Source organism: Streptomyces sp. XH2 (assembly GCF_049725035.1).
Classification (GTDB): domain Bacteria; phylum Actinomycetota; class Actinomycetes; order Streptomycetales; family Streptomycetaceae; genus Streptomyces; species Streptomyces roseoverticillatus.
Window position 1 is genome coordinate 209,202 of sequence record NZ_JBMMMZ010000016.1, and the last position, 25,266, is coordinate 234,467.

Here is a 25,266-nt window from a genome sequence, read left to right on the forward strand (position 1 = left end):
GGCCCCCCTGGTGTGTGGGGGGGGGGGGCGCCCCCCCCCCCCGCCCCCCCCCCAACCCCCACTTCCAACGGTTTTGGATTTACGGTCGGGCCAGCCCGACCGTCTGACTCACTCTCTGCCTTTTGGTGGCCAGCTTCTCGTGACGAGCCCGCTGCAAGCTTCCGAAGGTTTCCTGGCCCTGCCGCTTGAGAAGGTGAGGAATCCGATTGGCGGGAATTCCGACCAATGGCGACTCGCTGAGGACCGATAGAAGGTCGGACTCGGTCTGATCGTTGTATCCGGCGATGATGAGTGCTTCCACGTCGGGGAAGACGTCGGCATGCCTCTCGACCCCGAGGTCGATGAGGTGATCTTCGCGGCCGCCGAGGCTGTAGCACCACAGGAAATTCTCGGGCGCCCCGGGCTCCACGAGCCGCTTGAAGCGGCTGATCTCCTTGGTGTAGCAGTAGAAGCGACTCTTCGGAGTGTTCTTCATAATACGCATCCAGGCCAGCAGATAGGCGTCGGAAAAGAAGTCTCCGGAGTCATGAAGTCGAATCCATTTTCCAGCGTATCGCCGGTGACTGAGCTCTTCCGTCATGCGTTCCTCCCATTCAATGGGAGAGTCCCGGCACAGGAGAAGATTCCGGATGTGAGCCGCCCGTACATTCTTGAACCGGTAGGCTCCGGCCCTTGCGTAACAAAGCTGCGCGCAGACCCCTGCCTGAGGGCAGACGTTGAAATTCTCCCCGCTGGGCAGTTTGACCGCGAATGCCGGTAGAGTCCAATTGAAAATGCCCTCCTTTCGCAGTTCAGAATTCTGTGTCAGAAGCCATTTTCTGGCCGTTCGCTTTGTCGTGGCGGTGTCGCTCATGTCTGTCACACACTCGTCTTCGAAGGGCGGGGCGGGCCGCGTTCCGCAGGCCAGGGGCAGTCGATGCGGGGTCGGACGCACGCGTGAACGTGCGCCGGCGCCAGGCCGGGCGCACGGCAGTCAGGTGGTGGCGTGGGCCGTCGAGGGCGTGGGAGCGTTGCGGCTCGCGACGGGGCGGCCGGTGCCCGGGCATGGTTCGGCCCCCGGCGGGTGAAGGGCGGCCCGCGCTCCGCGCCGCAGAAGGGTGAGGGCGCCGCAGACCGTGCAGCGGCCGGTCGGCCGTTTGCGGTCGGGGGCGAGCCAGACGGTCATCGGCCCCCGGACCGCGCTCATGTAGCGGTTGATGGCGGTCTGCCGGACGCCATCGGCGCGCCAGTGGTCAGCAGTGGTTTCGAGAACCTCGATCTCCTCGACCGTGCGGTTTTCGCAGTATGCGGTGTTCTCGTAGGTGCAGTCGTCAGCGAGATCGTCGACGTCCAGCTCCTCGTCCAGGTAGCGCTTGATGGCTCGGGGGCTGTGGGCTATCGCGACGGGTATCTCGAATGTGCGTGCTGCTTCGTAGGTGACCAGCTCGGAGAAGGTGACGCATACCCGGAGCTCGGTGAACTCTTCAACGGTCTCGGTGGCGTGTGTAGGGGTGCTCATAGAAGGGGCCGTTTCATGCAGGGCGCCCCCGGCTCTGTGTGAGCCGGGGGCGCCAGTGGGGAGGAGGGTGGTTGGTGCGTCAGTCGCCGCGTGCGGGGCAGCTGGCGGTGTGCGCGGGGGAGTAGCGGAGCCGGGGCGAGCCGCCGAGGAAGTCGCGAGCCTGGAGGAGGTAGTCGCCCAGGTCTTCCAGACAGTCGATCTCCTCGGTGGGGACCTTCTTGCGGCAGCGCGGGCACGGGGCGATGAGGTCGAAGGTGAGGCGGCGGCGGTCGTTGTAGGTCGCCAGGAAGTCGAGCGCCCGGCCGTCGACTGGGATGGACAGTGCGATGGCGCGGTAGTGCTGGCCGTTCGGGAGCAGCGGGTGGGCGCTGTCGAGCGCGCGACGGATCACGACAGGACGGGCGAGGGAAGCGAGGCGGAGGCGGTGGCGCAGAACCTGTGCCACTCCGCTGAGTTCGTCGCCCCAGACGTGGACAGACGGGTCCGGGCTCAGCGGAATGGCGCGGCCGGTCCGTGCGCGCCGCATCGCGGCCTGGACGGCAGCGGACTCGATCGGGTGGAGGGCCGGTTTCATCATGGTGCTCGGCATGGTGACTCCGAGATGGACGGGGGCGCGGGCTCGAACGGCGTGTTGCTGGCTGATGGCGCCCGTGCCGGACTCAGGGGCCGCGAACGACGGCCCTGGACCAGAGCGGGGAATGACCCGCCCTGCACTACTCATAATACCGCTGAGAATGGAGATATGCAACGCACCGGGATTGGGGATGCCCCACGTCTTGACCGGTGGGGGTGTGAGACGCGGGGCATCAGCGGCCGAGACCGGCTAAGGGCACGGGCATGCTAGGGAGCAGCCAGCTGCCCAACCTGGTCGAGCAGGAGCTGGGCGCGGGCGAATGCCTTCTCCTTGTGGCCGTACGAGGGTACGACCAGGTGCATGCTCTCGTGGGCCAGGGCGCGGTCGGCTTCCTCGCGCGTCGTGACCAGATCCAGGTTGATGGCCATCAGAGGCGTGCTCAGCCGCGCCCCTTCCGGGCCCCGGAAGACCTGGGCCGCGTAGTGCGGGTAGAAGGGCATCCCGGTGACCGAGGCGTAGGCCTGGAGGTCGACGACCAGATGGAAAGGCCGCTGTGCGACGTGCGCGAACTGCTTGGCGCGCCGGCGGAGCCAGGCCATGCCGACCGGGAGGTCGCGCTCGTGTTCGGGCAGTGGGCTGCGCAGCGCCGTGTGCCGGGCGTCGGTCAGTGGGTGCCCTCGGTGCACGGTCATGAGCTTCTCCTGCCGGTGGTGTCCTGGAAGGTCCGGGCGAGCTCGAGGAGGGCCTCGGGGGTGAGGCCGAAGTGGTCGGCCAGGCCGTCCAGTACTGCGCCCTGCAGAACGGGGGCTGCTTCGCCGGCCGCCCGGACGGCTGCCGCGTGGGCCCGGACGATGTCATCCGGCTCGACGTCCCAGGCGGTCGCCAGTTTCCTTGCGACACCGGGCTTCAGGGTGCGCGTGTGGCCGCCCTCGAGCATGGCGTACCCGCTGCGCCCCAGGCCGGCTGCCTCGGCTGCGGCGGCTTGGTTGTGGCCGGCCCTGCACCGCAGGTCCTCCATCGTGGTGGGCTGTCCGGGGCGCAGCTCGCCGATGGTGCTCGAGAGAGCGGTGGCGAAGGCGTTCAGCGTTCCCCATTCCGGGGTTCGCCGGCCTTCCTCGTAGGCGTGGATCAGGGAGGTAGGCGTCCCTGTGGCCCGCCCCAGCTCCTCTTCGGACATGCGCTGGCGCTCGCGGGCGGCCCGAAGGGCGGCTCCGTCGAAGCCGCGCACGCCGCGACGTCGTGCCACGCTGATCACCTCCCTGGTGTGTCGTGTCGGCCGGAGGTCCGGCCGGCGCTTCGTGCTGGGAGGCCATCATGCCAAGACGGTTGCCGGCGCCCCTGGGGCCGGCGGTGCCAGTCAGGCATAGCGGCCTTGCCAGGAGTCCGCGTCCAGGCGTTGCAGGGCCGCGTCCTCTTCCGGGGTGAGTCGGTCGGTGAAGTCCTCCCAGCGGATCAGCTCCTCCAGTTCGGCGCCGTCGGCCGGTTCGATCCGGGCTCGCTGCCCGGTGATGAGGTCTATCTCGACGGCGTCGTCGACGAGCTGGACGCTTTCCCACTGCAGGGCGCGGCGGCGTGCCACGCCGAGGTTGAACAGGTAGCCGTCCGCCGTGTCCTGGCCGCCGGCCAGCGGCCTGATCCACACGGTCCGGTCCTCGTTCACGAAGCGGTGGTGCCGGGCGAGGGCCGCGCGGAAGACCTCGTCGCTGTCGGGGCCGAAGACGACCAGGCGCGCGCCGGCGTCGACCGGGTCCCCGGTGGTGCTGTGATTGCCGGCCAGGAGGTCCGAGAACCGGTGCTGCCACTGCTGTGCTGTCATCGTGAAACTCCTCGTATCAGCTGTAGTCGCTCGTCAGGCACAGGACATCCTCGACCGGCTTGCCGCCGAGCTCGGTGATGCCCCGGGCGGAGAACGAGGCGAGGATCGTCTCCCGCTCGCTGGCGGACGAGCACACGATCCTGCTCGGCGCCTCGGCCCCCAACAAGTCGATGCCGTTCCTGAACATCACCTCGTTGTTGTAGTTGGAGAACTTGGCGATCTTCATCGGATCCCGGGTGATCGCGTTTTTGCTGTAGTTGTGGTGATTCGGGTTTATTGCCCCAAAATGGTCACTGTTGTAGCCGTAGTAGTCGCTGCGCCGCATCAGCACACTGGGGTCGTCCCAGACCAGTACGCCTCCCCCCAGATAGTCGTTGCTGCTCTTAACCCGCAGGAAGACGCTGTTGGCGCCGCCGGTCATCTTGTCCTTCTGCTCGCTCATGCCAACGCCGCTTCCGATACCCATGACGGCGCGCTTCTCCGTCGAGGCCAGCACACCGGTGCCCAGCAAGCTGGCAAGGTCACCGCCGCCGATGCTGTGGGTCAAAGACCGCCCCTGGAAGGCGGCCTTGATCTCCTCGTGCTTGCCGGTCACGTCGAAGCGCGACCAGGTCAGCCACTTCCCGGTCGTCGAGGGCGTCGGCTCGTAGCCCGGGCTGGCCGCCAGCTCTGCACCACTGGAGAACCCGGAGGCCTTGGCGACCGCGTCCCGGACCACCTCGACCTTCATCGGCAGCACTTTCTGGGCCGCCTCCAGGTGGATCCGCTTCATCTGGGCCTGCAGGGCGTCGCTGTCGAGCCCCATGAGCGACTCCATCCGCTGGTGCACGATCTCCTGGACCTGAAGATCCTGGAGCCCCTGGGCCGTCTCCATGGCCGCCTTCATCCCGGCCGCATTGTCCAGCCCCTGCGCCTGAATGTTGTTCGCCAGGTAGGTCCACTCGCCCTCGGCCGCGGTCATGGGCTTGTTCATCAGGTGCAGCTGCTCCAGCCGGTCCACGAGTTCCTTGCCGTGGCCCGCGCCGGCGGGGGCATGAACCTCCAGCTGCCCGCGCAGCGAGTACTCCGTGCTGGATGGGTCGTTGTCCTTGTACGGGCGGTAAACCGCCTTCCAGCCGTCGCCCATGTCGATCTCGTACTCCGTGCCCTTGGCGGGGCTGCGGGTGACGCCGTCCCAGGAGGCCTGCCCGGTCTGCGGGTCCAGAGTGGCCTGGATCCGGCTGGCCTTGCGCACCGTCGCCGCGAGCGTCCCCGGTTCGGGCTCTCCGTCGGGTACCGGCACCTGCTTGGTGACCATCTTGGTCGTGGTCACCTCGTAGGCGTCCATCCACGGCAGGGGCGCGCCGCCGTTGTCGATCTTGTCCTTCACCAGGTCCAGCTGGTCCATGTAGTGCTGGGCCATGGCCTTCTCGTCGGCGCTGATGCCGGGATCGTTGAGCACTGCGGAGACGGCCTCGACGGCACTCTGGTGCTTGGCGACCGACGCCTCCGCGATCGGAAGGTCATTCTTCAGCTTGTGCTGCACCGAGCTGACCGCTGACTTGGTCAGCTCGGCCAGCATCTTCTCCTTGTCCAGGCTCAGGCGCTCCTTGACCTCCTCCTCGACCTCGACCTCCTCCATGTGCGTGCCGGGAATGCTCAACGCGTCGAGCAGTTTCTCCTCCGCCTCCTCGGAGACATGGGTGAGCAGCACCTCGCGTGGCCCCTCCGGCGAGTCGTACGCGACGAGCGCGGCCTCGGAGTTGATGAAGTCGTCCCCACCTACGAGGACCGGCGCGCCGGTCGGCTCACCCACGGGGGGTGCCACGGGCACGGGCGTCAGCGGGGGGTCCGCCTCTTCCTCGTCTTCGACCTCCTCAAGCTCTTCGGCGAGCAGCACGGCCTCACCATCGGCTGCGGGGGCTTCGCTGCTGCCCTCCTCGTCCTCAGGCGCGCCCGCCTCGGTTTGGACCTCCGCCTCCTGAGGCTCGTCAACAGCTGCTCCAGCCTCCTGGGACTCCCATTCCTGCTCGATCTCCTTGATGAGTTCGTCCGCGGCAAAGTCCAGATCAGCATCCGTCGGCTCGGCAGAGACAGGCGGCTCGGGCAGCGCCTGCTGGACAGCGGACACCTCCGCCTCCGCGTCCTCACCGCCCGCGGCAGCGCCGGCGAGGCCTGTGACTCCCGCCTCGGCTGGCGCGCCAGCGAGGTCCACCGAGGCCGAGGGGCTGTCCGGGGTCACAGTGGGGCTGACCGCGTAGCTCTGGTGGCTGGACTTCGAACTCGTTCCCATCAGCTACCTCCGTGCTTGAGGGAGGCGGCGGACGGCATCTTGAGCTGCTTGACGAAGAAGTCCGTGAAGTTCTGACGCAAGGAGTTCTTCCTCTCGACTGCGTGGTCCAGGAACGTGTTGGCGATCTGCTCGTGCGTTACCTGGGACTGGGGAACTTTCAGGGCCTTGGCGGCCCGGCTGCGCATCTGGGGCACCCACGCGACGCCGGCCTTGGCCCCTTCGTGGGCGGTGTAGTGCAGGATCGAACGCAGTTGCGCATCCGGGATGGACTCGAACTTCTTGATCACCGGGTGCGCGGCAGCAGGGTTGAGCTTGACGCCCTTGGCGAGCCCTCCGCCGAGGGCGGCCTGGTACAGGCGCTGATGGACGGGGGTAAACCCGCCTCCGCCGCTGGGGGCGTAGTCGATCGAGAGCTTGTCGTTGCCGTAGTGCTTGTAGGCCTGGCCGCGGTCGACCTGCACCAGGCCGCCGGAGGGTGTCTGAAGCCAGTTGTCCTTGTGGCCATCGTGTTCACCGATGAGCCACGAGCCGACATGGGACCGGACGATCGCGTCGACCTGGCTCTGCGTCCACTCACTCGGGCTGGAGGTGAAGGGCTTGGCGCCCTGGAGCATCGGCTGGATCGAGCCGGCCGTACCGTCGCTCTTCTTGTGGTGGTACACGGGCACCGACGGCACGCCACCGAGCGACAGGACGTGAGAGGCGGCGGCCTCGGTGTGCCCCAGGGCTCCGCCGTGGTTGTGGTCGGCCTTGAACAGCCACTGCGAACCGTCCGGGGCGGTGTGTACGGTCTTGGCGTACGTGCCGCCGAGGTTCGACGCCGTCGTGCCCGCGCCGAAGTCCCAGGAGGCGACCTCCTTGGCGTCGATGTGGGCTGGCAAGTCCTGGCTGGTCGCCTTCGCGTGCTGCACCTGTGCCATCAGGGCCTGAACGTTCGCGTTGAACGACCCCGGTTTGGCAGGTTTCAGCGCCTTCGCCGACTTCGGTGCGGCGGGCGCCGCCGGCTTCGCGGGCGAGGGGGATGCGGCGTTGCCGTTGTTACCGTGCAGCTTGCTCGCCAGGGCCTGGACCGCCTCGTCGGAGGCAAGATCGCCGCTGACCTTCGCCACCTCGAACGCGGTCGCGGCCTTCGCGGCCTCCTTCTTCGCAGCGGCCGCCGCGACTTTTTCCTTGATGGACGCCTGGTCGTACTTCGGGTTGAAGCAGGCCGCGATGTAGTTCTGCACCTGAGCACGCGAGGCGGCGGCGTTGTTGTCCATCCCCAGCTCGCCGGCCACGGCACGCAGGTCGGCGAGCTTCTGCCCCTTGGCCCACGCCTTGAAGTCGTTGGTGAGGCTCTCCGGGTACACGTACTGTGCTGCGTCGGCACCCGGGTGGGCAGCGAACGGCTCGTCGGCGAGGAACTGCTGGCTCTTGGAGTACCAGCTGTGCGTAGCGTGCTGCAGGTCCTTGAGCTCGCCGGCGCCCTTCGCCCACATGGCGATCGCCTTCGGCGCCCCCGGGATGTCCGCTGCTGGTAGACCCAGCGGCTGCCCGTCCCCGGGCGCGTAGGCGGAGTGCGCGGTGTAGGCCTCATCGAGGGACTCCAGCTGCTGCTGACGCTTCACCGCCAGCTGCTTCAGCGCGGTTGCCTCGCTCTCGGGCGTGGTCGAGCGCATCAGCGCGACAGCTTCCCTGGCGGTGAGGTGCTGCGCCTCGGCCTCCGTCAGCTTGCCCGAGGCGATGGCATCCTGCACCGCTGGCTGGATGTCCATGGGCGAGAGCGAATGGAGGTTGAGGGTCTTGTCGACCATGAGCTTGGCATGGGCCTTGGCGTTGTCGAGATCCTCGCCGAGCTCGGGGCATTCCGCTGTCGCCAGCTTGTGCTCCGCCGCCAGCATGGCCTGCAGCGCTTCACCCTTCTGTCCGCCTGCCATGTACTTCGCGGCGTGGTTGTAGGCACTGGCAGCTTCGAGGAAGGCTGTTCCGGCTGCGGTCGCCTGCTCCGGAGTAGCCGACCACGACCCGCTGCTGACCGGCGGCTCGGTGCCCTCGAGCTCGTGCAGGTCGGAGAGCGTCATCCCGCCGACCGTCCCGCCGGCAAGCAACTGCTGGTACCGGTCGAGTGCGGCAGCCTGGATCTTCTGCTTGGACGGGATGTCGCCCGGGTAAGCCGGGTCGAGCCAGTGCACCAGCGGGTGCTGGCCCTTGCCGGACAGGCCCACCAGCGCCGGGTGCTCGAATCCCTTGGCCTCGGCGATCGCGCGCAGGTCCTCTTCATCGAGGGAACTGAGGAAGGCGACAGTCTGAGCCTTGAGCGCCTTCGTGCGGGCCTCGATCTCCTCCTCGGAAGCGCCGGCCTCCTTCAGCTTCTCGATGGCGGCCTGGGCATCCTCCACTTGGCCGACGAAGAGGTCGAACTTCTCCACCGGGTCGTCGGGGAGCGGGTCATCCCCGGGACCGGGGACAAATTGCGGGTCAGCCATTTCCTCCAAGAGGCTCATGGCCACCAGCAGGTCGATCTTTGCCTGGACCTCCTGGTCGGAGACAGGCTCTGCTGGCGCCTCGGCCACCAGCTCCGCCGCCCCCTCGGCGGCGGTGGTGGGGCTCACGGCGTAGGAGTCGTGGCTGGACTTGCTGCTCGTGCCCATCAGGCAGCACCCCCCGGCGGGAGGGCGGGGATGACCTCGGCGAGCAGTTCGTTGAGGACGAGCTCGGCTGCGTGGGCCAGGTCGAGCGCGCCGTCGGGCACCTCTACAGCCTCGACGGCGCAGGTCCCCGATTGCGCCGTCCAGCGCTCGACGTCCTCGTGGGTGGTGTTCTCGCCGAGCCGCTCCCGCCACAGGTCGGCCGCGTCGTAAACCAGCGGGACCCAGCGCACCGCGCGCTGGGCCGGGGCGCCGGGCCGGCCGTCGAGGCCGAGCACGGCGACGGGGTCCACGGGCAGGCCCAGGGTGGGGTGCCAGACGAGCAGGATCCACAGCTGCCACGAGGAGGAGGCCGGCGACGGCGCGGGCGCGCCGGTGGCCGGGGCATCGGGCTGTGGAGTGAGTTCGGTCGTCATAGGTGCTCCTCCCGTCGGGGCTCTCACCTGCTATAGGTGTGAGAGGAGCTACTGGTGTGACAGCCGGGGCGGAAAAGGTTTCAGCGGGGCGGCAGTAGCGAGGCCATGTACTGAACGGTCGAAGCGAAGGCGTCCTCGGGCCGGGCGTGGACGTCCTCACGCCCGTTCGCGGTCATGATCGCGCCGTGCAGGGCGTACTGGTGGGCGTTCTGAGAGACGAGGGTCAGCCGGGATCCGAAGAGCTGCACCATCTCCGCGATCCGGTTGGTGCGGGACAGGCCGGTGAGGATGACGGGCATGTCCTCGGGGAGGTTCGCGGCCAGCCAGTGCAGGCCGGGCCGCTCCCAGGTGTCCCACGTGCCGTTGTCCCTCACGGTCTGTACGTTCACCGCGATCGCCGGCGGCGGCGCATCCTCGATCCAGGCCGCGTAGCGCTCGAGGTCCTCCAACCGGAACCAGTACACATTCGGCACCACCGGCACACCGGCCTCGGCGAACTCCTGAGCGAGCATCAGGCTTCGGCGCATGTTCAGCAGATGCTCGGTGCGCGGCCAGTCGCCGTAGATCGAATAGTTGCAGGCCAGCACCAGGTCCCACTGCTGCTCCGCGATCCGCTCGACGAGGTTGTCCCGCCGACGCCTGGTCCAGAAGGCCTCCACGAGCGGGTCTTCGCCGTAACCAACAAGGACCGCCTTCTGGTGTGGCTTGAGGTCCAGGGCCTGGCGCGCGGACTGCTTGGTGAACCGCGGGTAGAGCGTGTGGGTGTCGGGCGAGAACACACGCCGCAGGCCCACCCCGTAGGCCGGCCAGTTCAAGCTGGCGTCGAGCTTGGTGACCGAGGAGCCGTCGGTCATGGGGATGAAGGACGGCAGGCCCTCGGGCAAGGTGCCGTCGACGGTGATGTCGTCGAAGGTCAGGGTGCCGCCGACGTCGGCCATCCACTGGGCGATATCCGTCCGGCTGCCGCAGCGGATCGGGCACGTACGGGTCACGCAGGCGTTTGCGGGGGCGTCCGCTTCCGCTGCCGCGCACCCGCAGAACCGGCAGTCGGAGTTGGTGCCGGAGCACAGGGGCTCGACGGTGGCCGGGCCGCCCCGTCCGTCGGGGCCAGCGTAGAAGGCGCAGGCGTTGCAGTCGCAGCCGCGTCCGGGCAGCGGGAGGCCGACGGTCGGGGTGGGCAGGGAGATGCGGGTCATGCTGCTTCGGTTCCTTCGTGCGTCGTGCCGTGGCCCGCGTGGGCGGGGTCGGCGTCTTCGTCGAGATGTGTGCTGAGCTCGCGCAGGGCGAGCCGCAGGGACCCGCGGTCGTAGCGGGAGATCTGTTTGCCGGCCCTGATCTCGACCAGCAGGCTCCGTACCCCGTCCAGCGCGGCCCGGACGACGTCCGCCGCCACATCGGGCCGCCGCGTCGCCGGTGCGGGGGCCGCGTCGGGCTGAGTCGTGGTGGTCTGTGTCGTGGTCGTCGGCGGGGTGGCCGAGGGGGCCGGGCCGTCGTCGTGCTCGTCTGTGGGCGGGCCCGGCGCAGCGTCGCGCTCCTCCTCGTCGTCCGCGGCGTCCTGCGTTTCGTTGCTGGCCGGGACCCGTGTGAGCTTCGCGCGCCGGCCGGCGTTCGCCGCGTCCTGCCGCTCCTCCGCCTCCGCGATGATCTCCTCCGGGCCGAGGCCGGGTTCTTCCAGGCCGACGTTCACGGCGGTCGGCAGAAGGTGAAGCCGCTTGGACGTCTTCAGCGCCGCCCAGATGCCCTCGGCTGCCTCCGCACGGCCGTTGCGCAGCTCGGCGTAGCGGATCCGGGTGTTCAGCCGGATCGCCGCCTCGTCCATCTCCTCGGTGAGGTCCCGGGGCAGGGCGCGGAAGGCGCGCACCAGCTCGCCGGCCTTGCGCTCGCTGAGCTGAAGGCCCAGCCGGTCGAGCACCTCGCTCCATGGCGCGGCGCAGGAGCTGTCGGTGCCGCGGATCTTCTCCAGGGCGTGGAAGCGCTCCGCCGGGTCGGGGATGGCGTAGACCTCCTGAGGCACGGGCTTGCCGGCTTTCAGGAGCTTCCCGACGAGGACGGCGCACCGCTGGTACAGCAGGGCGGCGGCCTGCTCGCCGGGCTTGAGGGGTTCACGGGCGAAGTTCTCGACGAAACGCCACATGTGGCGTTCTTCTTCACTGAGCGGGCCCGGGCACACCACGGCGGGCAGGGCTGCGAAGTGGGGGTTGTCCGGCCGGTTGGTGGCGCCCCAGCGCATGGCGCGCAGCCGGCGCTCGCCGGTGACCAGGCGGATCGTCGGCGCCTTGCCACCGACGGTGATCTCCTCGGCCAGGACCGGCTCCAGGAGCCCGACGACGGACATGGAGGAGATCAGGTCTGCGATCTCCGCGGGCGGAAGGGAAGCGGAGGGGTTGCGGGCGTGGGCTTCGGTGAATGGGGCGCCCGGGCCGCGCAGGGGAATCATCTCGAATCGCCGCTGCCGCAGCTTCACGCTGCGGTGCAGGATCTCGGTGAGCCGGATCATGCTCCCGCCGTCGGGCGGAGCCTCGAGCAAGGTGGTACTGGGCATTGCGAAGGTCCTTTGAGTGCCGCGTCCGCGGCCAGTTACGTCGTGGCGAGGTACAGGTCGGTGGGTGACGGTCGAGCAGCGGTGCCCCGCAGCAGCGGGGTGAAGATCGGGGCGCAGGGGCCGTGCTCCTGCAGCTGCTGCAAGGTGGTGACGCCGATCATGAGGTCGTCTTTGAGCCGGGCGAGCCGGACGTCCGCGCCCGTGCGTGCGTAGAGGTCCTCCGTGCGCGCCGCCAGCCGCTGCGGCCGCCGGTCGGGCTGGCCCTCCCGGGGCGGTGCCGCATCCAGGACCACCAGGATCCGGGGAAAGACTGGGTAGGAGTACATCCAGGCTGGCCGGGTGGCGTTCGGAGTGCGGCGTGCCCGGTCCGGGCTCTGCGGGACGTACTCGTACAGCCGGCCGTAGGCGGCGAGCTTCGCAGCCAGCCGCGCGGAGGTCATCGTGGCCCGGTCGACCTCGATGAAGAAGCTCAGCATGGTGCGCTGCCCGCGCTCGATGTGCACGTAGTTCAAGAGGGCATCGCTGATGACGTGGTCGTCTTCGAAGCGGCGCTGGCCGTCGCGGATGCGGTTGGCGACCTCGGGCGTCCAGTCCAGCGGGCCGCACTCGTGCCCGAGCCGGCGCGCGTGTTCCACGAAGGCAATGCCGGCGTCGTTGACCGCGAGCGTGTGCGCCTGCCGGGCACCGGCGACCGCGTCCGGAGTCACCCTGTAGGGACGGGCGGGCAGCTCTCCGGCCTCCTCGACGGACTCGGCGCCCGAATCGGTCAGGAACCACAGGTACTGCTGGCTCTGGATCCGCCCGGGCCCGTGGCCGCCGCCTTGCGCCCGGACCCGGTTGACCAGACCCGCATCGTGCAGCTCGCCGAGCTGCCGGCGCAGGTAGACCGGACGGGCAGGCCGTTTCTCCGGCTGGGTCAGGAGCACGTGCATCTGCTGGGTGGACAGCACGCGGTGCTGGTAGAGCAGTTCCAGTACACGGCGGCCCATCGTGTGGAAGCTGCGGGTGCGGGCCGGCGCCGGGGGCGGTTCGACAAGGTGCAGGGTCATCCGAGCCTCGACTGGTTGGGGTTGGGGTTGAGCGGCAGGACGTTCTTCGGGATGTCATCCGGCTGGGCGGGCTGCTCTCCGCTGATGACGGTGCCTTCGCTGTCGTGGACGCGAGGCGTGGCCGAGCTCGGCGCGGGCGGCGCTCCGCCTCCGTCCGAACCGTCGGGGCCATCGTCGGGCGGGGCCGTCTCGTCGGCGTCGGGTTCCTCGGGCGGCAGTCCGGAGGCAACGGGATCGTCGTCGTCCGGCGGCACGTCGAGGGTGACGATGAACCGGCGCAGCCGCAGGTCCAGGCGGCGCAGGTCGGTCAGGATGTCGCGGACCGAACGGCGCTTGAGGTTCACATCGATCGCCTGGCTCAGCAGCTCCTCGTTCTGCGGCCGGTAGTAGTCGGCGTAGAGGTCCTCCACCGAGGCGCCGCGCACGCGGAACGGATCGCTCTGCCCCCCATCGAGGGTCACCGACATCACGTAGTTGAAGCGGTTGAGCTGGATGATCGTGTCGGGCGAGACCTTCTTGCCCCAGCGCCGGGTCACCAAGGTGGCCTCGTCGATGTCCGACGCCGTCGTGGAGAGGATCGAGAGATTCTGCAGCAGACCCTGCCGCGTGGTGGGGGTGAGCCGCTGCGCCATCTGCGTCATCGCCAGGAGCTTGACGTTGAACTTCCGCAGCTGCTCCGTGATCTGCGCCAGCGTGCCCTTCGACGCGCCGTCGACGCTGGTCAGCTCGTCGATGAAGGAGTAGAAGTCCCGGCGCTGCTCGGGGGGCGTGTCACGCCGGGAAAGGCCGGCCCGGAAAAGGTCGTAGATCAGCAGGGAGCTGATGATGCGGTCGACGTCACCGGTGCCAGCCGGGCAGACGAAAACGATCTTGCCCGTGTCCATGGCGTGCCGGATGTCGTACGTCGAACGGCTAGACCCGAGGAACGCCTTGATCGCGTTGGAGGAGGACAGCCGCTCGATGATGTTCGTGACGACCGGCACGGCCTCCTTGGAGTACCCCGGGAAAGTGTTCTCCCAGAAGTCGCGCACATCCCGGGGCAGGTACGGCAGCACCGTGGTGCGCCAGACGGCATCGGTGAGGATGGTGCGGATCTGGAAGACCGTGGGCGCCAGGTCCGGCCGGCCCGCGCGGCAGACCTGCCACGACAGGTAGACCAGCGACTCCACCGCGCGCGTCAGGATCGTCTTGGCACGGCCCGCGGAGTCGGACCAGTTCAGCGCCGCCGCGAACCCCGTGACGATGTACTGGACGATGTCGGGGATCTCGGCCTCGCGCCGGCGCTCCATCGACAGCGGGTTCCAGGAACCGACCATCTTGTCCAGCTCCGGAGAGGTCAGGTCGATCTCCCAGATCCGGTCGGCCAACTCTTTGTGCGCCAGGTAGGGCCGCGCCCGAGTCCAACCGTCCCCGTGGGGGTCGAGGAAGAGCACGCCGAAGCCGTTGTGAGCCAGGGCGATCGCCTGGACCAGGGACATCTCCGTCTTTCCGTAACCGGACTTACCCAAAAACAGGGCAAACAGCAGATACTTCAGCGGCAGGCCGGCCAGCCGCTCTCCGCCACCAGCCTTGGCCACCCAGCCCAAAGGCAGCAGGTTCCGCTGCCCCGTCCACGACGGCAGTGCCGCCGGCGGCAGCGGGACGACACCGCCCGAGCGGCTGATGTTGGCCGCGCCGTTGTTCTTGGTCGGCGGCTTGAGCAGCCCGGCAATCTCCTGGGCCGTGACCCAGCTGTGGCGGCGTGCCGTGAACTCGCCGGTCTCGAAGCGGCGGTCGAAGTTGTGCCGGTACAGCCAGTGGTCGGCCCGGACGCGCGTGATCCCCAGGTGGATGCCGACGGGCCGCAGGTAGTTGTCGCCGGCCCACGGCTCAAGAGCGGCGAGGACCTGGTCGAGGAGCATGCGCGCTCGATCCGGGTCCGGGGAGCCGGTGCGGACGAGCATCTGCAGGGAGAAGACCGGCTCGGCGCCCGGAGCGAGCTTGCCCATGGCGGCCTTCATATCGCCCATGCTGCGGCTGCGCTGGCTCCCCGTGCGCTGGGGCCGCTGGCTGCGCCCCTGGTTGCCCTTCATCTCGGTGGCGATCTCGGAGAGCACCGACGACAGGTCGAACCCGAAGCGGTTGTGCTGCGGCATGCCGGGGATGACCGGACCGTCGCCGGGATTGCGGCGTGCTTGTGCCAGCAGGCGCCGGCGCCGGCTGCTGACCCGGGAGGGAGCGACGGGCACGAGGTCGAGGACGACGTCGGCGCGCTCGCCGAGGTCCTCGCGCACGTCGGCGACGGCGTTGGCCAGCGCCTCGAGAGGGTCCGGGGTGAGCGGTACGTCCCGCAGGGCGAGGTGGTCGGGGAGCGCCAGCGCGAGCTCGGCCCGGGCGTAGTGCATCTGCGGGGCGGCGGCGTCGCGGGTGCCCGCCTGGGGCTTGACGAGGTCGACCGGCGGCGTGGCGGTCGGGTCGGATGCGGAGGTCATGATCTTCCGTTCTGCGGCGCGTCAGGCGGCGGCCGGCTGTGCACTGGCATGCGGCTGGCTGCCGAGCCGGATCTGGGGACGTTCGCGAGGCGGAAGGCCGCCGGCCTCCACGGGCCGCATCTCGCACTGGGCGTAGCCCTGGTGGCGCAGGACCGACAAGGCTTTCGCCGGGCCTTCGACCCGCATGGCCAGTGGGCCGCCGGAGCAGGTGAAGCGGATACGGACCGCGGTGCCCCGCGCCGGGACGAACAGCCAGCGAGAGACGCTCTTGTGGGCGCGGACGAGCTGATGGGCGAAACGCACCACCTCTTCAACCTTGGGGTCGAAGCCGGTGGTCGGCAGCACTTCCAACGCCGTTCGCTCGGCCAGTGGGCCCCGGGCCAGGAGCCGACGGCCTGCGCCGACGGCGACGCACACGAAGGCGGCGAGCAGGGCGATCCACCAGGCGTTGCTCAGGGCCCAGCTCGCCAGCCGCTCGACGTGGGCAGGAAGGCCCTGCGCGACGCCGACCACGCCGTCGATGAGATCGGCCGTGGTCATCGTCCACCGCCCAAAGACGCGATGGACGACGTCCGGCCGGTGGCCGGGACGGTGATGAGGGAAGTCGGGAGCACGGCGGCACCTCCAAGAGCGAACGGGCCATTCGCTTGCTACAGGTGTGCGAAACCCTCGCGGTGTGACAGTCAGGGAGAACTTTCTTCACCGGCGAGAGAGGCCGACCGGCTGAGCGGGTCGGCTACTCCGCGGCCCAGGTCTCCCGGTACGAGCGCGGCGTCTCTCCGCTGACCGACGTCACCGTGTTGCGGCGCTTCGCCGACGCGCTGGGCATCCCGTCCGGGCCCTGGGGTTGACCGCCCGCCCGACCGCCATGGGCGCCCGATCGGGCCAACTGCCACCTACCCGCGACTGCCAGTCCTAGGGTGGGGTGGGGCAGCTCGTCGAGGAGACGGGGAGGATCCGGTGCGGCGCAGGCAACTGCTGGCCAGCCTCGCAGTCACGGCCGCCGCTGCCGTCGGCGCCCCCATCTTGCCCACCGGCAGGACGCCCGGCGAGGACGCCGCCGCCGTCGAGACCTTGGTGGCGCGCGTGCGGGACACCATGCTCGGCCTGCACACCGCAGAGGCTGCGCGGCAGCTGGCGGTTCTGGCCCGCAAGGCCGACTGGCACGAGCAGGCGCTATCCATCGCCCTGACGGCCGCCGACCGCCCGGCCACGAAGTCGCTGATCTCCGGACTGCTGGTCTCCGGGAGAACGACCAGTGAGCTACGCGGGCTCGCCGCCCGCGTGGGTGTCCTCGCCTGACGGTTCACTCGCCGAGCAGGACGGGTCATCGTCGGCGTACGGCCCGAACGGGCCCTCCTCACCCGGCTTCGCGCCCAGTTGCGGAGCGCCTCCATTGGCCCGGTGGTAGCCGGAGATCACCGGTTAACACCTTCGAGCTGGACGGGGCCGGGCGACAGTCGAATGCGCGAGCTCACCAGTATCAAGTCTGAATCGGCCATGTTCCCGGTCGACCGTGTCTCAGCGGAGGCGCCGCCGTTGATTGCGGTGGCGCGACCGTCCGGCGCGTCATCGCATGCGGCGCCGCGACCGTCCGCCGCGCCACCGAATTTCGAGGACGTCGATGACCAAGCATCCCGCAGCCGACGACGACCGCCTGCCCCACGCGGTCACCCAGCTCGTGACCGCCTTCGAGCAACTCGGGGCCGAGCACAAGGCCCTGGCTGCCGAGGTCGAGAAGACCACCGCGAGGGAGCGCCGCGGCACCGTGAACCGCATGGTCGAGTGCATCGCTCAGGCCGGCTACACCCTGAACCACATCGTGAACATGCTGGCCACCGTCCATGGGCTGAAGGTCCTGGGGATCGACCGGCAGCTCTCCAAGGACGCCGATGGCCGCGACTACAGCCCGCTAAACAGCCTTGGGCACCCCGGCGAGACGCTCTACGAGGCCGCCGGCCTCATCCAGGCGGTCGCCCATACCCTGGGAAAGGCATACACGCCGACCCGGAAGCACCCTGCCCTGGCCAGGGCCCGATGTCCTCAGCAGATGGCGACCGTCCTGAGCAGCCTGCGGGCGGCCCTCGATTGGGTGTGTGCTGACCTTGCCGCCAACCAGGACGTGGAGGCCGTGGACCAGTACGTCCCCACCTTGACGTTCCTGAGCGACCTGGAAGATCACGTGTGTCGCACCGTGCCCGCCCAGAGTGCTGGCCTGACTGCTGACGAGGTCGCCGCGGCGATCCGGGCCAACCCGCTCATCGCCCGGGCGGCCGCCGAGGCGCTGGCCGCGTCGACCACCTAAGTCGACGGGCCAGGCACAAAACGAGCAGAGGGGTACTCACCGGTCGGCGCCCGGCCGGTCAGGGCTCAGGCAAGCACGGTGGCCAGGGCCCGCTCCTTGCAGTCGGTCTGTCCGCGCCACCACGGCGGTTGGCACGCCAGGACCGCTTGGTACAGCTGCCTCCGTAGGCGGAGGCTACGTGCGTCACCTTGCTGGCAGCGTGATGTGGGTCCTACCGGGGTCAGCTCGCGCGGGCCAGTTCCAGGAACTCGCCGACCCCTTCGGCCGACGCGTGCCCGCGAAAGCGCGGGATGAGGCCGTGGACCAGCTCGACGCAGCGCGGGGCCCCGATGCGGTTCGCCATCGTGAGCGCCTGGGCGGCGGTGGTGGCCGCCCGGTCGAACTCGCCGTCGCGCAGGTACGCCTCGGCCTCGTACGCGAGGAAAACCGCCTTCGTTTTCGTCCGGGCGGTCGGCAGGACCTCGGTGCCGTCCTGGATGAGCTGGTGGGCGCTGCGGCGGTGTCCGAGGTCGAGTAGGCACCGTCCGGAATCGACGGCGAGGTCTGAGGAGGACATCCACACGCACCAGGTGGGGGCGGGGTCGGCGGCCGGGGCGCCGAGCTGGTGCTCGGCGGCGGCTAGGGCCCGGCTGCAGGAGAGTTCTTCGCCGAGGGCTGCGTGGGCGCGGCCGAGCCGGAGGTAGAGCACTGAGCGGGCCATGGGGTGGTCGGCGCGCCGGATGGCGTGCTCGAGGACTTCGACGGCGGCCCGGGGCATGTTCAGCCAGAGCGACTGGTAGGCGAAGTCGGCGAGGACTCCGGCGCCCAGGTCGCGGTCGCCGGTGGCGTGGGCGCTGTGCAAGGCACCGTGCCATAGCTTCCCGGCCCCGGCGTGGTCGCCCTGGTCGAACCGGTACCAGCCGAGGGTCTGGGCGAGGCTCGCAGCGAGGGTGTTGAGCCGCTTGCCGATGCCGGTGGTGTGGCGGCCGTCGGCGATCAGGTCCGTGACGGTGTGCAGGTGGGCGTCGAGGAGGCGGTGGGCGTGCTGGCGCTGCTCGGTGGCCAGGGTCGCTAGGCGTTTGCTGGTGTCCTCCAGCATGGTCACGAAGTCGGCGTCCACGCGGCGGCCGCGCAGGGCGGTAGCGACGGCGTGCGGTTCGTCGGTGGCCCATTGCAGGGCAAGTCCGGCGAGCATGGCGCCGCTGTAGGCGGTGAACGTACGGCGGTAGAGATCCATGGTGGTTCTCAGGGCCTCTCGGAGAGCGGTTACGTGGCTGTAGGGGCCGAGAGGCAGCGGTCCGTCCATGCCGGGGAGCCAGTTCGGCCAGCCGAGGGCGCCTACGGTGCCGGGGCCGATGCCAAAGACTTCGGCGAGGAGGTCCTGGGATTCGTCGTCGGGCGTGACGCGTCCGGACTCCCATTTCGACACCCGCTGGGGGATGGCTCCCGACCGCAGCCCCCGGCGCTCGGCTGCCTTCCGGATCAGGCGGGCGAGGTCGGCCTGCGACCAGCCGCGCGTGATCCGGGCGTATGCGAGTGGGTGGCGGATTGGTGTGTCCACGCGTCCCATCCCATCACCGGCAGGACTTCGAAGCCTACCGCTGAAGGGCCCGGGGCTACACCAGGGCTAGCCCCAACACCTGTACGAGAACCGCACGTTGACGCTGTACTCGGTCGCGAATCAGCGTGAGGCCAGCGCCGGCATCCCGCTGTGGTGAGCAGCGTGGAGCATGTGCGGCCTTCCCGCTCAACTATCAAACCCGGGCCATGGCAGACGATGACGATGCTGCCGAACCGGATCGGCAGAAGGGATCGGTTGTGAACGTTGAAAACCGCCTCGCATCCCGCTTGGCAGGTGCCACCGTCGCCGTCACGGGCGGCTTCGGCCTCGTCGGGAGCCGCATCGTGCACAAGCTTCGGGCCCTGGGGGCCGAACCCGTGGCCGTGGGCAAGCTCGACGCCTACGAGCCATCGGTGTCCTCCAACCTCTTCGGCATCAGCCCCACCGACAGCGACGTGATCGCCGGCGACATCACCGACGCGGCTCTGATCGACCACGTGATCTCGCGCAGCGACTACGTCATCCACGCCGCCGCGCTCGCCGACGTAGCCGGGTGCACGCGCAACCCGACCGCGGCCCTGCGAGACAACGTCACCGGAACCCAGACCGTCCTGGCTGCCGCCGCGTGCCATGCCCGCTCGGTGAAGCGCCTGTGCTTCGTGTCGTCGGCCAGCGTCTACGGCCACGGCGGCGGCACCGGAGCACCAGCGCAGTTCACTGAGGACGATCCGCTGCGCCCGGTGTCGGTGTACGCCAACACGAAGGTGTGGGGAGAACACCAGACCGCGCTGACGGTGGGGGAGGCGGGCGGCTCGTACGCGGTCGTGCGGTACTTCTCCGTCTACGGCCAGCCGCAGACGATCAAGCGCGGGTCGCACTCGTGGGTGGCGGCGTGGATGGCGATGCACGCGCACCTCGGGCTGCCGCTGCACCTCAACGGCGGCGGCTACCAGGTGCGGGACTTCGTGCACGTGGACGACATCGCCGACGCGACGCTTCTCGCGACGGTGGAGCCCCGAGCGCACCGGGCCACGGTGAACGTGGGCACCGGCCGTGCCACCTCCATCAGGACGATCAGCGAGCTGGTGCGCAAGTACTACCCCGGCGTGCCGGTCATCGAGACGCCGATGCCGCCCGGTGACCCCATGGGCGGGCGCGCCGACACCACCCGCATGAAGGACCTCCTCAACTGGGAGCCGGCCATCAGCGTCGAGGAGGGCGTGCGCCGGTACGTGGCGTGGCTGCGCACCACGCCGGGGGCCGTGCCTGGGTGGCTGCGCGCCGAGTCGGCCTGAGGCGGGAGAGGAGCGAGATGACGAACCCTGCCCTGCTGAAGGACCTCGCCGACAGGCGGGCCCTTCCCGTCCACCAGCAGCTGGACCCGGGCACCGTGGAGTGGATCGCTGAGCACCGCCCGGCCACGTTCGCCGCCATGCCGCCCCGGCCGACATACCAGCCGATGATGCTCACCCCGGATGCCTCATGGTTCACCAGCGTTGAGCAGAGCGATGGCCTGCACGGGGTCCGGCACGGCGCCCGCGTGAGCCTGCTCGCGTCCGTCCTGGCCCATGAGCACGGCCTCGACGGGGAAACGGAGGCGGCGCTGTGCGTGGCGGCGGCCGTCCATGACTGCCGCCGCCGCGACGATCGAACGGACGCGGGCCACGGCCAGCGGGCGGCGGGATGGTTCGCCCAGCACGCGGGGAGCGTCACCACGTGCTTCGGCCTGCGGCTGTCCGCCGACTGCCTGCTGCAGGCGACGACCGCCATCGCGTTGCACCACCTGCCCTACGAACACTTCACGCTCACGCAGGCCCGCGCCTACCGGCGCGCCCGGCAGGTCACCGACCTGCTCAAGGCGGCCGACTGCCTGGACCGCTACCGGCTCCCGGCACTGCGCTGGTGGCCTGATACAGCCCGGCTACGCACGCCCGTGCCGGACTGGCTCCACCCACTCGCCTTCGACCTGGTCGTCCGCAGCGAGCGGGCCCGGCTCGACGGCGCCGGACACGAGAGCGCTCTGACCCACGCCTGCAGCTTGATTTTCCCAACGGGACCGGAGGCGCACGATGCGAAGCCACTGGGCTGACGCCCACACCGACTACGCCTCCCCCGGGGCAAGGCCTGGCCCGAGGGGGCTCGCCGACAGCACGGCCGACTGGAACGGCCACCTCGAGAACGAGACCCGCAACGGGTGGCTGCTGCGCGGCAACGCCATGGTCGAGGCACTGGCCAGCGGACGCCCGATCCATCTGATGCACACCACCGTGGCCCTGGACGCCATCCGCGCCAGCGGGCAGCTGTACGCGTCCACCGGGTGCCTGGTCGCCGCGCTGTACTGCGTCCCCCTCACCGCTCAGGACGGGGGCTTGCGCCCGCACAACCTCGGCTCCTACCTGCTGGAGACCAAGCCCCACACCCAGACCCTCGTCTTCGAGATCACCCCGGACGCCCCCGTGCCGCCCCTGGGGATCGACTACCTGCGCCTGGGCGGCATCCACCTGCAGACCTACGTGGCGCGCCGCAGCTTCCTGACGGACGCTGAAGACGAGCAGCTGCGCGGGACTGCTATCGGCCGGGTCCAGGCGGCAGCACGCTTCCTCGATGCCCTGCTCGCGGCCGCGCGAGGACCGATCGCCGACGAGGCCGCGTTCATCGACGACCTCGCTGCGACAGTGCCGGCCTTCCCGTTCCTGGGATACGTGTACTTCGAAGTGCTGTCCGAGTACCTGATGCTGCACTCGGCCAGCCCTGAGACCCAGCGGTGCGCGGAGGCGGGAGAGCTGAACAACCGGCTCTACAAGCGTCTGGCGCACCGGGCGGTCGAGGGCATGGACCGGCTGTTCGACCTCTCCCGGTTCCACCCACGCCACGACGAGCTCGTACGGCTCATCGCCGGTATCGAGCCCGCCCTCGCTCCGGGCGCGGCCCGGTACCTGTGCCGTCGGCTCCCGCACCTGTTCGCCTGCCTGTCGCTCGCCCCCGGACAGGATGCCGGGGCCTTCACCTTCCGGGGCGCGGACTTCCGTTCCCTGGCACAGGCGGCGCCCGGCCTCCTGGGGCAACTGCTGTTCCGCGAAATGCGGACCACCGACCGCTACCCCCAGCTCTACCTGGCGTTCGAGCAAGCCAAGGCCATGGAGGCATGGGACTTCTGGAACGAACACGGCATCCCCACCCCCTTCAACGGGACCCTCCCCAAAGGAGAGATCGGCATCAACCCGGCCTACCCCCGGGCGGGCTGCCGGATCTGGACCGCCGAGGTCTGCCCGGGCGGGCTGGTTCACCCGGTCGAGGAGCTGAACGTATCCCTGGTGCCACGTTTGGCCGAGCTGCGCATGACGGCGATGCGCCGGGACGGAACCGGGAAGGCCGCAGGCCACGCCCGGGGGCCGGTGTCCGGCGGGCGCCGGGCCGTGGGCGTGTAGGGAACGCTGGGGTGAACGCGATCACCTTCGCCGGCCGCGTGATGTGTACCCTGCCGCGGACAGGAACCTGGAAGAGGAAACCCACAGTGAGCACTGGAACACCGCCCCCGACCATCGGCGTCGTCGTTCTGACCATGAACGACCGGCCCGAGGAGTTCCCCCGGGCGATGGCTTCCGTCCTCGCCCAGGAGGATGTCGATCTCGACGTCGTGGTCGTGGGCAACGGAGTGGAGCCCGCACAGGTGCCGCCCGGGGTCCGTACGGTCACGCTGCCCGAGAACGTGGGCATCCCCGAAGGCCGCAACGTCGGCGCGGCCAACGTCAAGGGCGACTACATCCTCTTCTTCGACAACGACGCCATCCTCCCCACCTCCGACGTCGCCGCCCGCCTCGCCGCCCGCCTGCGCCAGGATCCCGAGCTGGCGTACGTCCAGCCCCGCATCGCCGACCCGGACACCGGCGTCACCGTACGCCGCTGGGTGCCCCGGCTGCGTGCAGATGCCACCCGGCCAGGCACCGTGACCGTCATGGCCGAAGGCATCATGCTGATGCGCCGCGACGTCTTCGAGCGCGTCGGCGGCTGGCCCGGCCACTTCTTCCTCTTCCACGAGGGCATCGATCTCGCCTGGCGGTGCTGGGACCACGGATACACCGGCTACTACATGCCCGAGATCATCGTGCACCACCCGGCGACCGACCCGGCGCGGCACACAACGTTCTACCGGATGAACGCCCGCAACCGTGTCTGGCTCGCCCGTCGAAACCTGCCCCGCGTCCTGATCCCCGCCAACCTGGCAACCTGGGCGTTGTTGGCCCTGTGGCGCTTCCGCAGCGCGGACGCTCGGCGCGCTTCCCTTGCGGGGTTTCGCGAAGGGCTCCGTACGGACTGCGGGCCGCGTTCGCCCATGAGCTGGGGCACCGTGTTCCGGCTCACCCGTGCTGGGCGGCCGCCGATCTTCTGACGGGTCGTTTCGGAAAATCGCGCAACCTCCACCAGGTACCTGCCGCAGCGGGGCACCGAACATCCAGCGGCGGAGGTGACCAGCACCACCTCCGCCGGCCAGGCAGCTGAGGAGCCCCGGCCTCGGACGGTGCACCTGTGCACAACTCGGATCTTCGTGAGCGGAAAAGCGCCGGCGTCCGGAGCCCGCGTTGTCGATCACACGTGATGCAGCTTGCGAAGCGGACGCTGCACCACACCGGACGGTGTCGTGGCCCCCACAGGGACCACGACACCGGCACACTTACGTCAGAGCCGGACTCCATGGCTGCGGAGGTAGCTCACAGGATCAACGTCTGACCCGTACTCGGGGCCGGTGCGGATCTCGAAGTGCAGGTGCGGGCCGCTGACATTTCCGGTGGCGCCGGAGACGCCGATCTGCTGGCCCCCGCTCACCTGCTGGCCGGCGCTGACGGACAGCGAGGACATGTGGGCGTACTGGGAGTACTTGCCGTCTTCGTGCTTGATCACGACCTGGTTTCCGTAGGCGCTGTTCCAGCCGGCCGTGACCACGGTGCCCGGCCCGACCGCGCGGATCGTGGTGCCGGTGGAGACGGGGAAGTCGACGCCGGTGTGGTATCCGCTGGACCACATCGAGCCCGAGACGTGGTAGCCGGTGCCGATGGAGTCGTCGGCCACTGGGGCGACCCAGCCGCCGGAGTTGTTGCCCTGTGCCGGCTCCGTGTAGGCCGGGCGCTTCATGATCAGGGTCTGTGACTCCCAGTAGGACAGGGGCTTGATGCGCACGTTTGCTCCGGTATGCGGTGCGTCGATGACCTCGCCGTCTCCGATGTACATGGAGACGTGCTCCGGTGCGGACGCGCTGCCGCCTGAGAAGAGCAGGTCGCCGGGTCGCAGGTCACTCACCGAGTGCACTTCGCTGCCCTCCTTGACCTGGTCGTACGTGGACCGGCCCAGGTTCACGCCGACTTTGGACCAGGCCATCTTGACCAGGCTGGAGCAGTCGCAGCCGTTTCCGCCCTCGAAGGGGGGCTGGCACTCCCCGCCCCACTGGTAAGGCGTGCCGAGGGCGGCGCGCGCCGCCTGGACGACATCGCCGAGCCGGCCGCTGGCCCCCGGGCCGCCGGTCATCGGTGCTGCCCACTTGCGGGCAAGCTCACGGATCTCCCTTACATACCCTTGTGTCTCTTCGATGGCAGGGACCCCGCCGGCCTTGATGACGGCGTACGGGCCCGCGTTGTACGCCGCGAGCATGTTGTCGGTTTTGTCGCCAGGGACGTTCCTGACGTCCTTGGCGAGGTTGCAGTCATAGGACACCGCGGCGGGGATGGCGTCCTTGGGGTTCCACACGTCCTTGACGCCGTCCCCGTCGCCGTCGACGCCTTCGGTTGCCCAGGTTTCAGGAATGAACTGGGCGATCCCGTCTGCAATCGGCACTTTACGCTTCTCGCCCGTCTTGGGATCGGTCTCCCACCGGAAGCTCTGCGCCTTGGGATCGAAGGAACTTTCGCTGTAGATCTGGGCCGCGATCAGCGAAGGAGTGACTTCGGGGCAGCCGTACTTCTGTACGGCGCTGATGATCAGTGGGCGTACCCAGTCCGGGATCTCCTTGGTGTTGGCCAGTCCGCCTCCGAAGCCGGCGTTGGTCATGCCGTTGCTGGTGTTGTCGTTTCCGATGGCGGAGGTGAGGGCGAGCACGGCGGCGATGAGAAGACCGAAGAGCGCGATTCCCGCGCAGCCGACGGAGAGGAAGAGTTTCTTCATCGG

At 69.3% G+C, this 25,266-nt stretch carries 22 protein-coding genes and 1 pseudogene; 7 read left to right on the forward strand and 16 right to left on the reverse strand.

The features are described 5' to 3' along the window. Positions 1-79 precede the first annotated feature (79 nt). The 14 genes from ACOTKD_RS31190 to ACOTKD_RS31255 all read right to left on the reverse strand — a co-directional run bounded on the left by ACOTKD_RS31190 (position 80) and on the right by ACOTKD_RS31255 (position 15,805). Entirely contained in the window at positions 80-853 is a 774-nt protein-coding gene (locus tag ACOTKD_RS31190) for a GP88 family protein (protein WP_424892361.1), read from the reverse strand. Positions 854-973: 120 nt separating this feature from the next. Then, positions 974-1,498 (reverse strand): hypothetical protein, encoded by a 525-nt coding sequence (locus ACOTKD_RS31195; protein ID WP_424892362.1) that lies wholly within the window; start codon positions 1,496-1,498, stop codon positions 974-976. 79 nt (positions 1,499-1,577) lie between these two features. Continuing rightward, on the reverse strand, positions 1,578-2,087 hold the full coding sequence (locus ACOTKD_RS31200) for a hypothetical protein (protein WP_424892363.1): 510 nt from the start codon (positions 2,085-2,087) through the stop codon (positions 1,578-1,580). Positions 2,088-2,338: 251 nt separating this feature from the next. Then, positions 2,339-2,764: a hypothetical protein gene (locus tag ACOTKD_RS31205; RefSeq protein ID WP_424892364.1), complete on the reverse strand. Its 426-nt coding sequence runs from the start codon at positions 2,762-2,764 to the stop codon at positions 2,339-2,341. After that, entirely contained in the window at positions 2,761-3,318 is a 558-nt protein-coding gene (locus ACOTKD_RS31210; RefSeq protein ID WP_424892365.1) for a helix-turn-helix domain-containing protein, read from the reverse strand. Before ACOTKD_RS31210 ends, ACOTKD_RS31205 begins: the two co-directional genes overlap by 4 nt. A 111-nt stretch (positions 3,319-3,429) precedes the next feature. Beyond that, positions 3,430-3,888 (reverse strand): hypothetical protein, encoded by a 459-nt coding sequence (locus tag ACOTKD_RS31215; protein ID WP_424892366.1) that lies wholly within the window; start codon positions 3,886-3,888, stop codon positions 3,430-3,432. A gap of 16 nt (positions 3,889-3,904) precedes the next feature. After that, on the reverse strand, positions 3,905-6,160 hold the full coding sequence (locus ACOTKD_RS31220) for a hypothetical protein (protein WP_424892367.1): 2,256 nt from the start codon (positions 6,158-6,160) through the stop codon (positions 3,905-3,907). Then, on the reverse strand, positions 6,160-8,751 hold the full coding sequence (locus ACOTKD_RS31225; RefSeq protein ID WP_424892368.1) for a hypothetical protein: 2,592 nt from the start codon (positions 8,749-8,751) through the stop codon (positions 6,160-6,162). Before ACOTKD_RS31225 ends, ACOTKD_RS31220 begins: the two co-directional genes overlap by 1 nt. 38 nt (positions 8,752-8,789) lie before the next feature. Beyond that, positions 8,790-9,203 carry a hypothetical protein gene (locus ACOTKD_RS31230; RefSeq protein WP_424892369.1) on the reverse strand — a complete coding sequence of 138 codons (414 nt, stop codon included), beginning with the start codon at positions 9,201-9,203 and terminating at the stop codon, positions 8,790-8,792. Positions 9,204-9,283: 80 nt separating this feature from the next. Then, the gene (locus tag ACOTKD_RS31235; RefSeq protein WP_424892371.1) at positions 9,284-10,399 is read right to left on the reverse strand and encodes a DUF4417 domain-containing protein; all 1,116 of its coding nucleotides are present in this window, start codon (positions 10,397-10,399) and stop codon (positions 9,284-9,286) included. Further along, a complete protein-coding gene (locus tag ACOTKD_RS31240; protein ID WP_424892372.1) occupies positions 10,396-11,745 on the reverse strand; it encodes a ParB N-terminal domain-containing protein in 1,350 nt (449 codons plus the stop codon). Before ACOTKD_RS31240 ends, ACOTKD_RS31235 begins: the two co-directional genes overlap by 4 nt. Before the next feature lie 35 nt (positions 11,746-11,780). Beyond that, entirely contained in the window at positions 11,781-12,794 is a 1,014-nt protein-coding gene (locus ACOTKD_RS31245; protein ID WP_424892373.1) for a replication-relaxation family protein, read from the reverse strand. Further along, entirely contained in the window at positions 12,791-15,265 is a 2,475-nt protein-coding gene (locus ACOTKD_RS31250) for an ATP/GTP-binding protein (protein WP_424892374.1), read from the reverse strand. The genes ACOTKD_RS31245 and ACOTKD_RS31250 overlap by 4 nt, the downstream gene beginning before the upstream one ends. Positions 15,266-15,286: 21 nt before the next feature. Then, entirely contained in the window at positions 15,287-15,805 is a 519-nt protein-coding gene (locus tag ACOTKD_RS31255) for a hypothetical protein (RefSeq protein ID WP_424892375.1), read from the reverse strand. Positions 15,806-16,038: 233 nt separating this feature from the next. Between ACOTKD_RS31255 and ACOTKD_RS31260 the strand changes: the two are divergent. From ACOTKD_RS31260 to ACOTKD_RS31270, 3 genes and pseudogenes are all read left to right on the forward strand, one after another. After that, positions 16,039-16,116, forward strand: a pseudogene (locus tag ACOTKD_RS31260) (hypothetical protein); the annotation flags it as partial. Positions 16,117-16,225: 109 nt separating this feature from the next. Then, entirely contained in the window at positions 16,226-16,567 is a 342-nt protein-coding gene (locus ACOTKD_RS31265; protein ID WP_424892376.1) for a hypothetical protein, read from the forward strand. Between the two features lie 322 nt (positions 16,568-16,889). Next, positions 16,890-17,570, forward strand: coding sequence for a hypothetical protein (locus tag ACOTKD_RS31270; protein ID WP_424892377.1), 681 nt, complete (start codon positions 16,890-16,892; stop codon positions 17,568-17,570). Between the two features lie 220 nt (positions 17,571-17,790). Here ACOTKD_RS31270 and ACOTKD_RS31275 read toward each other — a convergent pair whose 3' ends face one another. Beyond that, positions 17,791-19,110, reverse strand: a complete 1,320-nt coding sequence (locus tag ACOTKD_RS31275) for a helix-turn-helix transcriptional regulator (protein ID WP_424892378.1) — start codon at positions 19,108-19,110, stop codon at positions 17,791-17,793. 287 nt (positions 19,111-19,397) lie between these two features. On the opposite strand from ACOTKD_RS31275, the gene ACOTKD_RS31280 reads away from it, so the two are divergent. The 4 genes from ACOTKD_RS31280 to ACOTKD_RS31295 all read left to right on the forward strand — a co-directional run bounded on the left by ACOTKD_RS31280 (position 19,398) and on the right by ACOTKD_RS31295 (position 23,500). Beyond that, positions 19,398-20,405: an NAD-dependent epimerase/dehydratase family protein gene (locus tag ACOTKD_RS31280; RefSeq protein WP_424892379.1), complete on the forward strand. Its 1,008-nt coding sequence runs from the start codon at positions 19,398-19,400 to the stop codon at positions 20,403-20,405. A 17-nt stretch (positions 20,406-20,422) separates the two neighbouring features. After that, positions 20,423-21,199 carry a hypothetical protein gene (locus ACOTKD_RS31285; RefSeq protein WP_424892380.1) on the forward strand — a complete coding sequence of 259 codons (777 nt, stop codon included), beginning with the start codon at positions 20,423-20,425 and terminating at the stop codon, positions 21,197-21,199. After that, positions 21,180-22,538, forward strand: a complete 1,359-nt coding sequence (locus ACOTKD_RS31290) for a hypothetical protein (protein ID WP_424892381.1) — start codon at positions 21,180-21,182, stop codon at positions 22,536-22,538. Before ACOTKD_RS31285 ends, ACOTKD_RS31290 begins: the two co-directional genes overlap by 20 nt. An 86-nt stretch (positions 22,539-22,624) precedes the next feature. After that, positions 22,625-23,500 carry a glycosyltransferase family 2 protein gene (locus tag ACOTKD_RS31295; RefSeq protein WP_424892382.1) on the forward strand — a complete coding sequence of 292 codons (876 nt, stop codon included), beginning with the start codon at positions 22,625-22,627 and terminating at the stop codon, positions 23,498-23,500. Between the two features lie 287 nt (positions 23,501-23,787). On the opposite strand, the gene ACOTKD_RS31300 is transcribed toward ACOTKD_RS31295, so the two are convergent. Further along, a complete protein-coding gene (locus ACOTKD_RS31300; protein ID WP_424892383.1) occupies positions 23,788-25,263 on the reverse strand; it encodes a peptidoglycan DD-metalloendopeptidase family protein in 1,476 nt (491 codons plus the stop codon). Positions 25,264-25,266: the final 3 nt, after the last annotated feature.

Bases quoted from the DNA above. Each gene is read 5' to 3' on its own strand.
- ACOTKD_RS31190 (WP_424892361.1), bottom strand. From the start codon at position 853: ATGAGCGACACCGCCACGACAAAGCGAACGGCCAGAAAATGGCTTCTG.
- ACOTKD_RS31195 (WP_424892362.1), bottom strand. From the start codon at position 1,498: ATGAGCACCCCTACACACGCCACCGAGACCGTTGAAGAGTTCACCGAG.
- ACOTKD_RS31200 (WP_424892363.1), bottom strand. From the start codon at position 2,087: ATGCCGAGCACCATGATGAAACCGGCCCTCCACCCGATCGAGTCCGCT.
- ACOTKD_RS31205 (WP_424892364.1), bottom strand. From the start codon at position 2,764: ATGACCGTGCACCGAGGGCACCCACTGACCGACGCCCGGCACACGGCG.
- ACOTKD_RS31215 (WP_424892366.1), bottom strand. From the start codon at position 3,888: ATGACAGCACAGCAGTGGCAGCACCGGTTCTCGGACCTCCTGGCCGGC.
- ACOTKD_RS31220 (WP_424892367.1), bottom strand. From the start codon at position 6,160: ATGGGAACGAGTTCGAAGTCCAGCCACCAGAGCTACGCGGTCAGCCCC.
- ACOTKD_RS31230 (WP_424892369.1), bottom strand. From the start codon at position 9,203: ATGACGACCGAACTCACTCCACAGCCCGATGCCCCGGCCACCGGCGCG.
- ACOTKD_RS31235 (WP_424892371.1), bottom strand. From the start codon at position 10,399: ATGACCCGCATCTCCCTGCCCACCCCGACCGTCGGCCTCCCGCTGCCC.
- ACOTKD_RS31240 (WP_424892372.1), bottom strand. From the start codon at position 11,745: ATGCCCAGTACCACCTTGCTCGAGGCTCCGCCCGACGGCGGGAGCATG.
- ACOTKD_RS31245 (WP_424892373.1), bottom strand. From the start codon at position 12,794: ATGACCCTGCACCTTGTCGAACCGCCCCCGGCGCCGGCCCGCACCCGC.
- ACOTKD_RS31250 (WP_424892374.1), bottom strand. From the start codon at position 15,265: ATGACCTCCGCATCCGACCCGACCGCCACGCCGCCGGTCGACCTCGTC.
- ACOTKD_RS31255 (WP_424892375.1), bottom strand. From the start codon at position 15,805: ATGACCACGGCCGATCTCATCGACGGCGTGGTCGGCGTCGCGCAGGGC.
- ACOTKD_RS31270 (WP_424892377.1), top strand. From the start codon at position 16,890: ATGACCAAGCATCCCGCAGCCGACGACGACCGCCTGCCCCACGCGGTC.
- ACOTKD_RS31285 (WP_424892380.1), top strand. From the start codon at position 20,423: ATGACGAACCCTGCCCTGCTGAAGGACCTCGCCGACAGGCGGGCCCTT.
- ACOTKD_RS31290 (WP_424892381.1), top strand. From the start codon at position 21,180: ATGCGAAGCCACTGGGCTGACGCCCACACCGACTACGCCTCCCCCGGG.
- ACOTKD_RS31300 (WP_424892383.1), bottom strand. From the start codon at position 25,263: ATGAAGAAACTCTTCCTCTCCGTCGGCTGCGCGGGAATCGCGCTCTTC.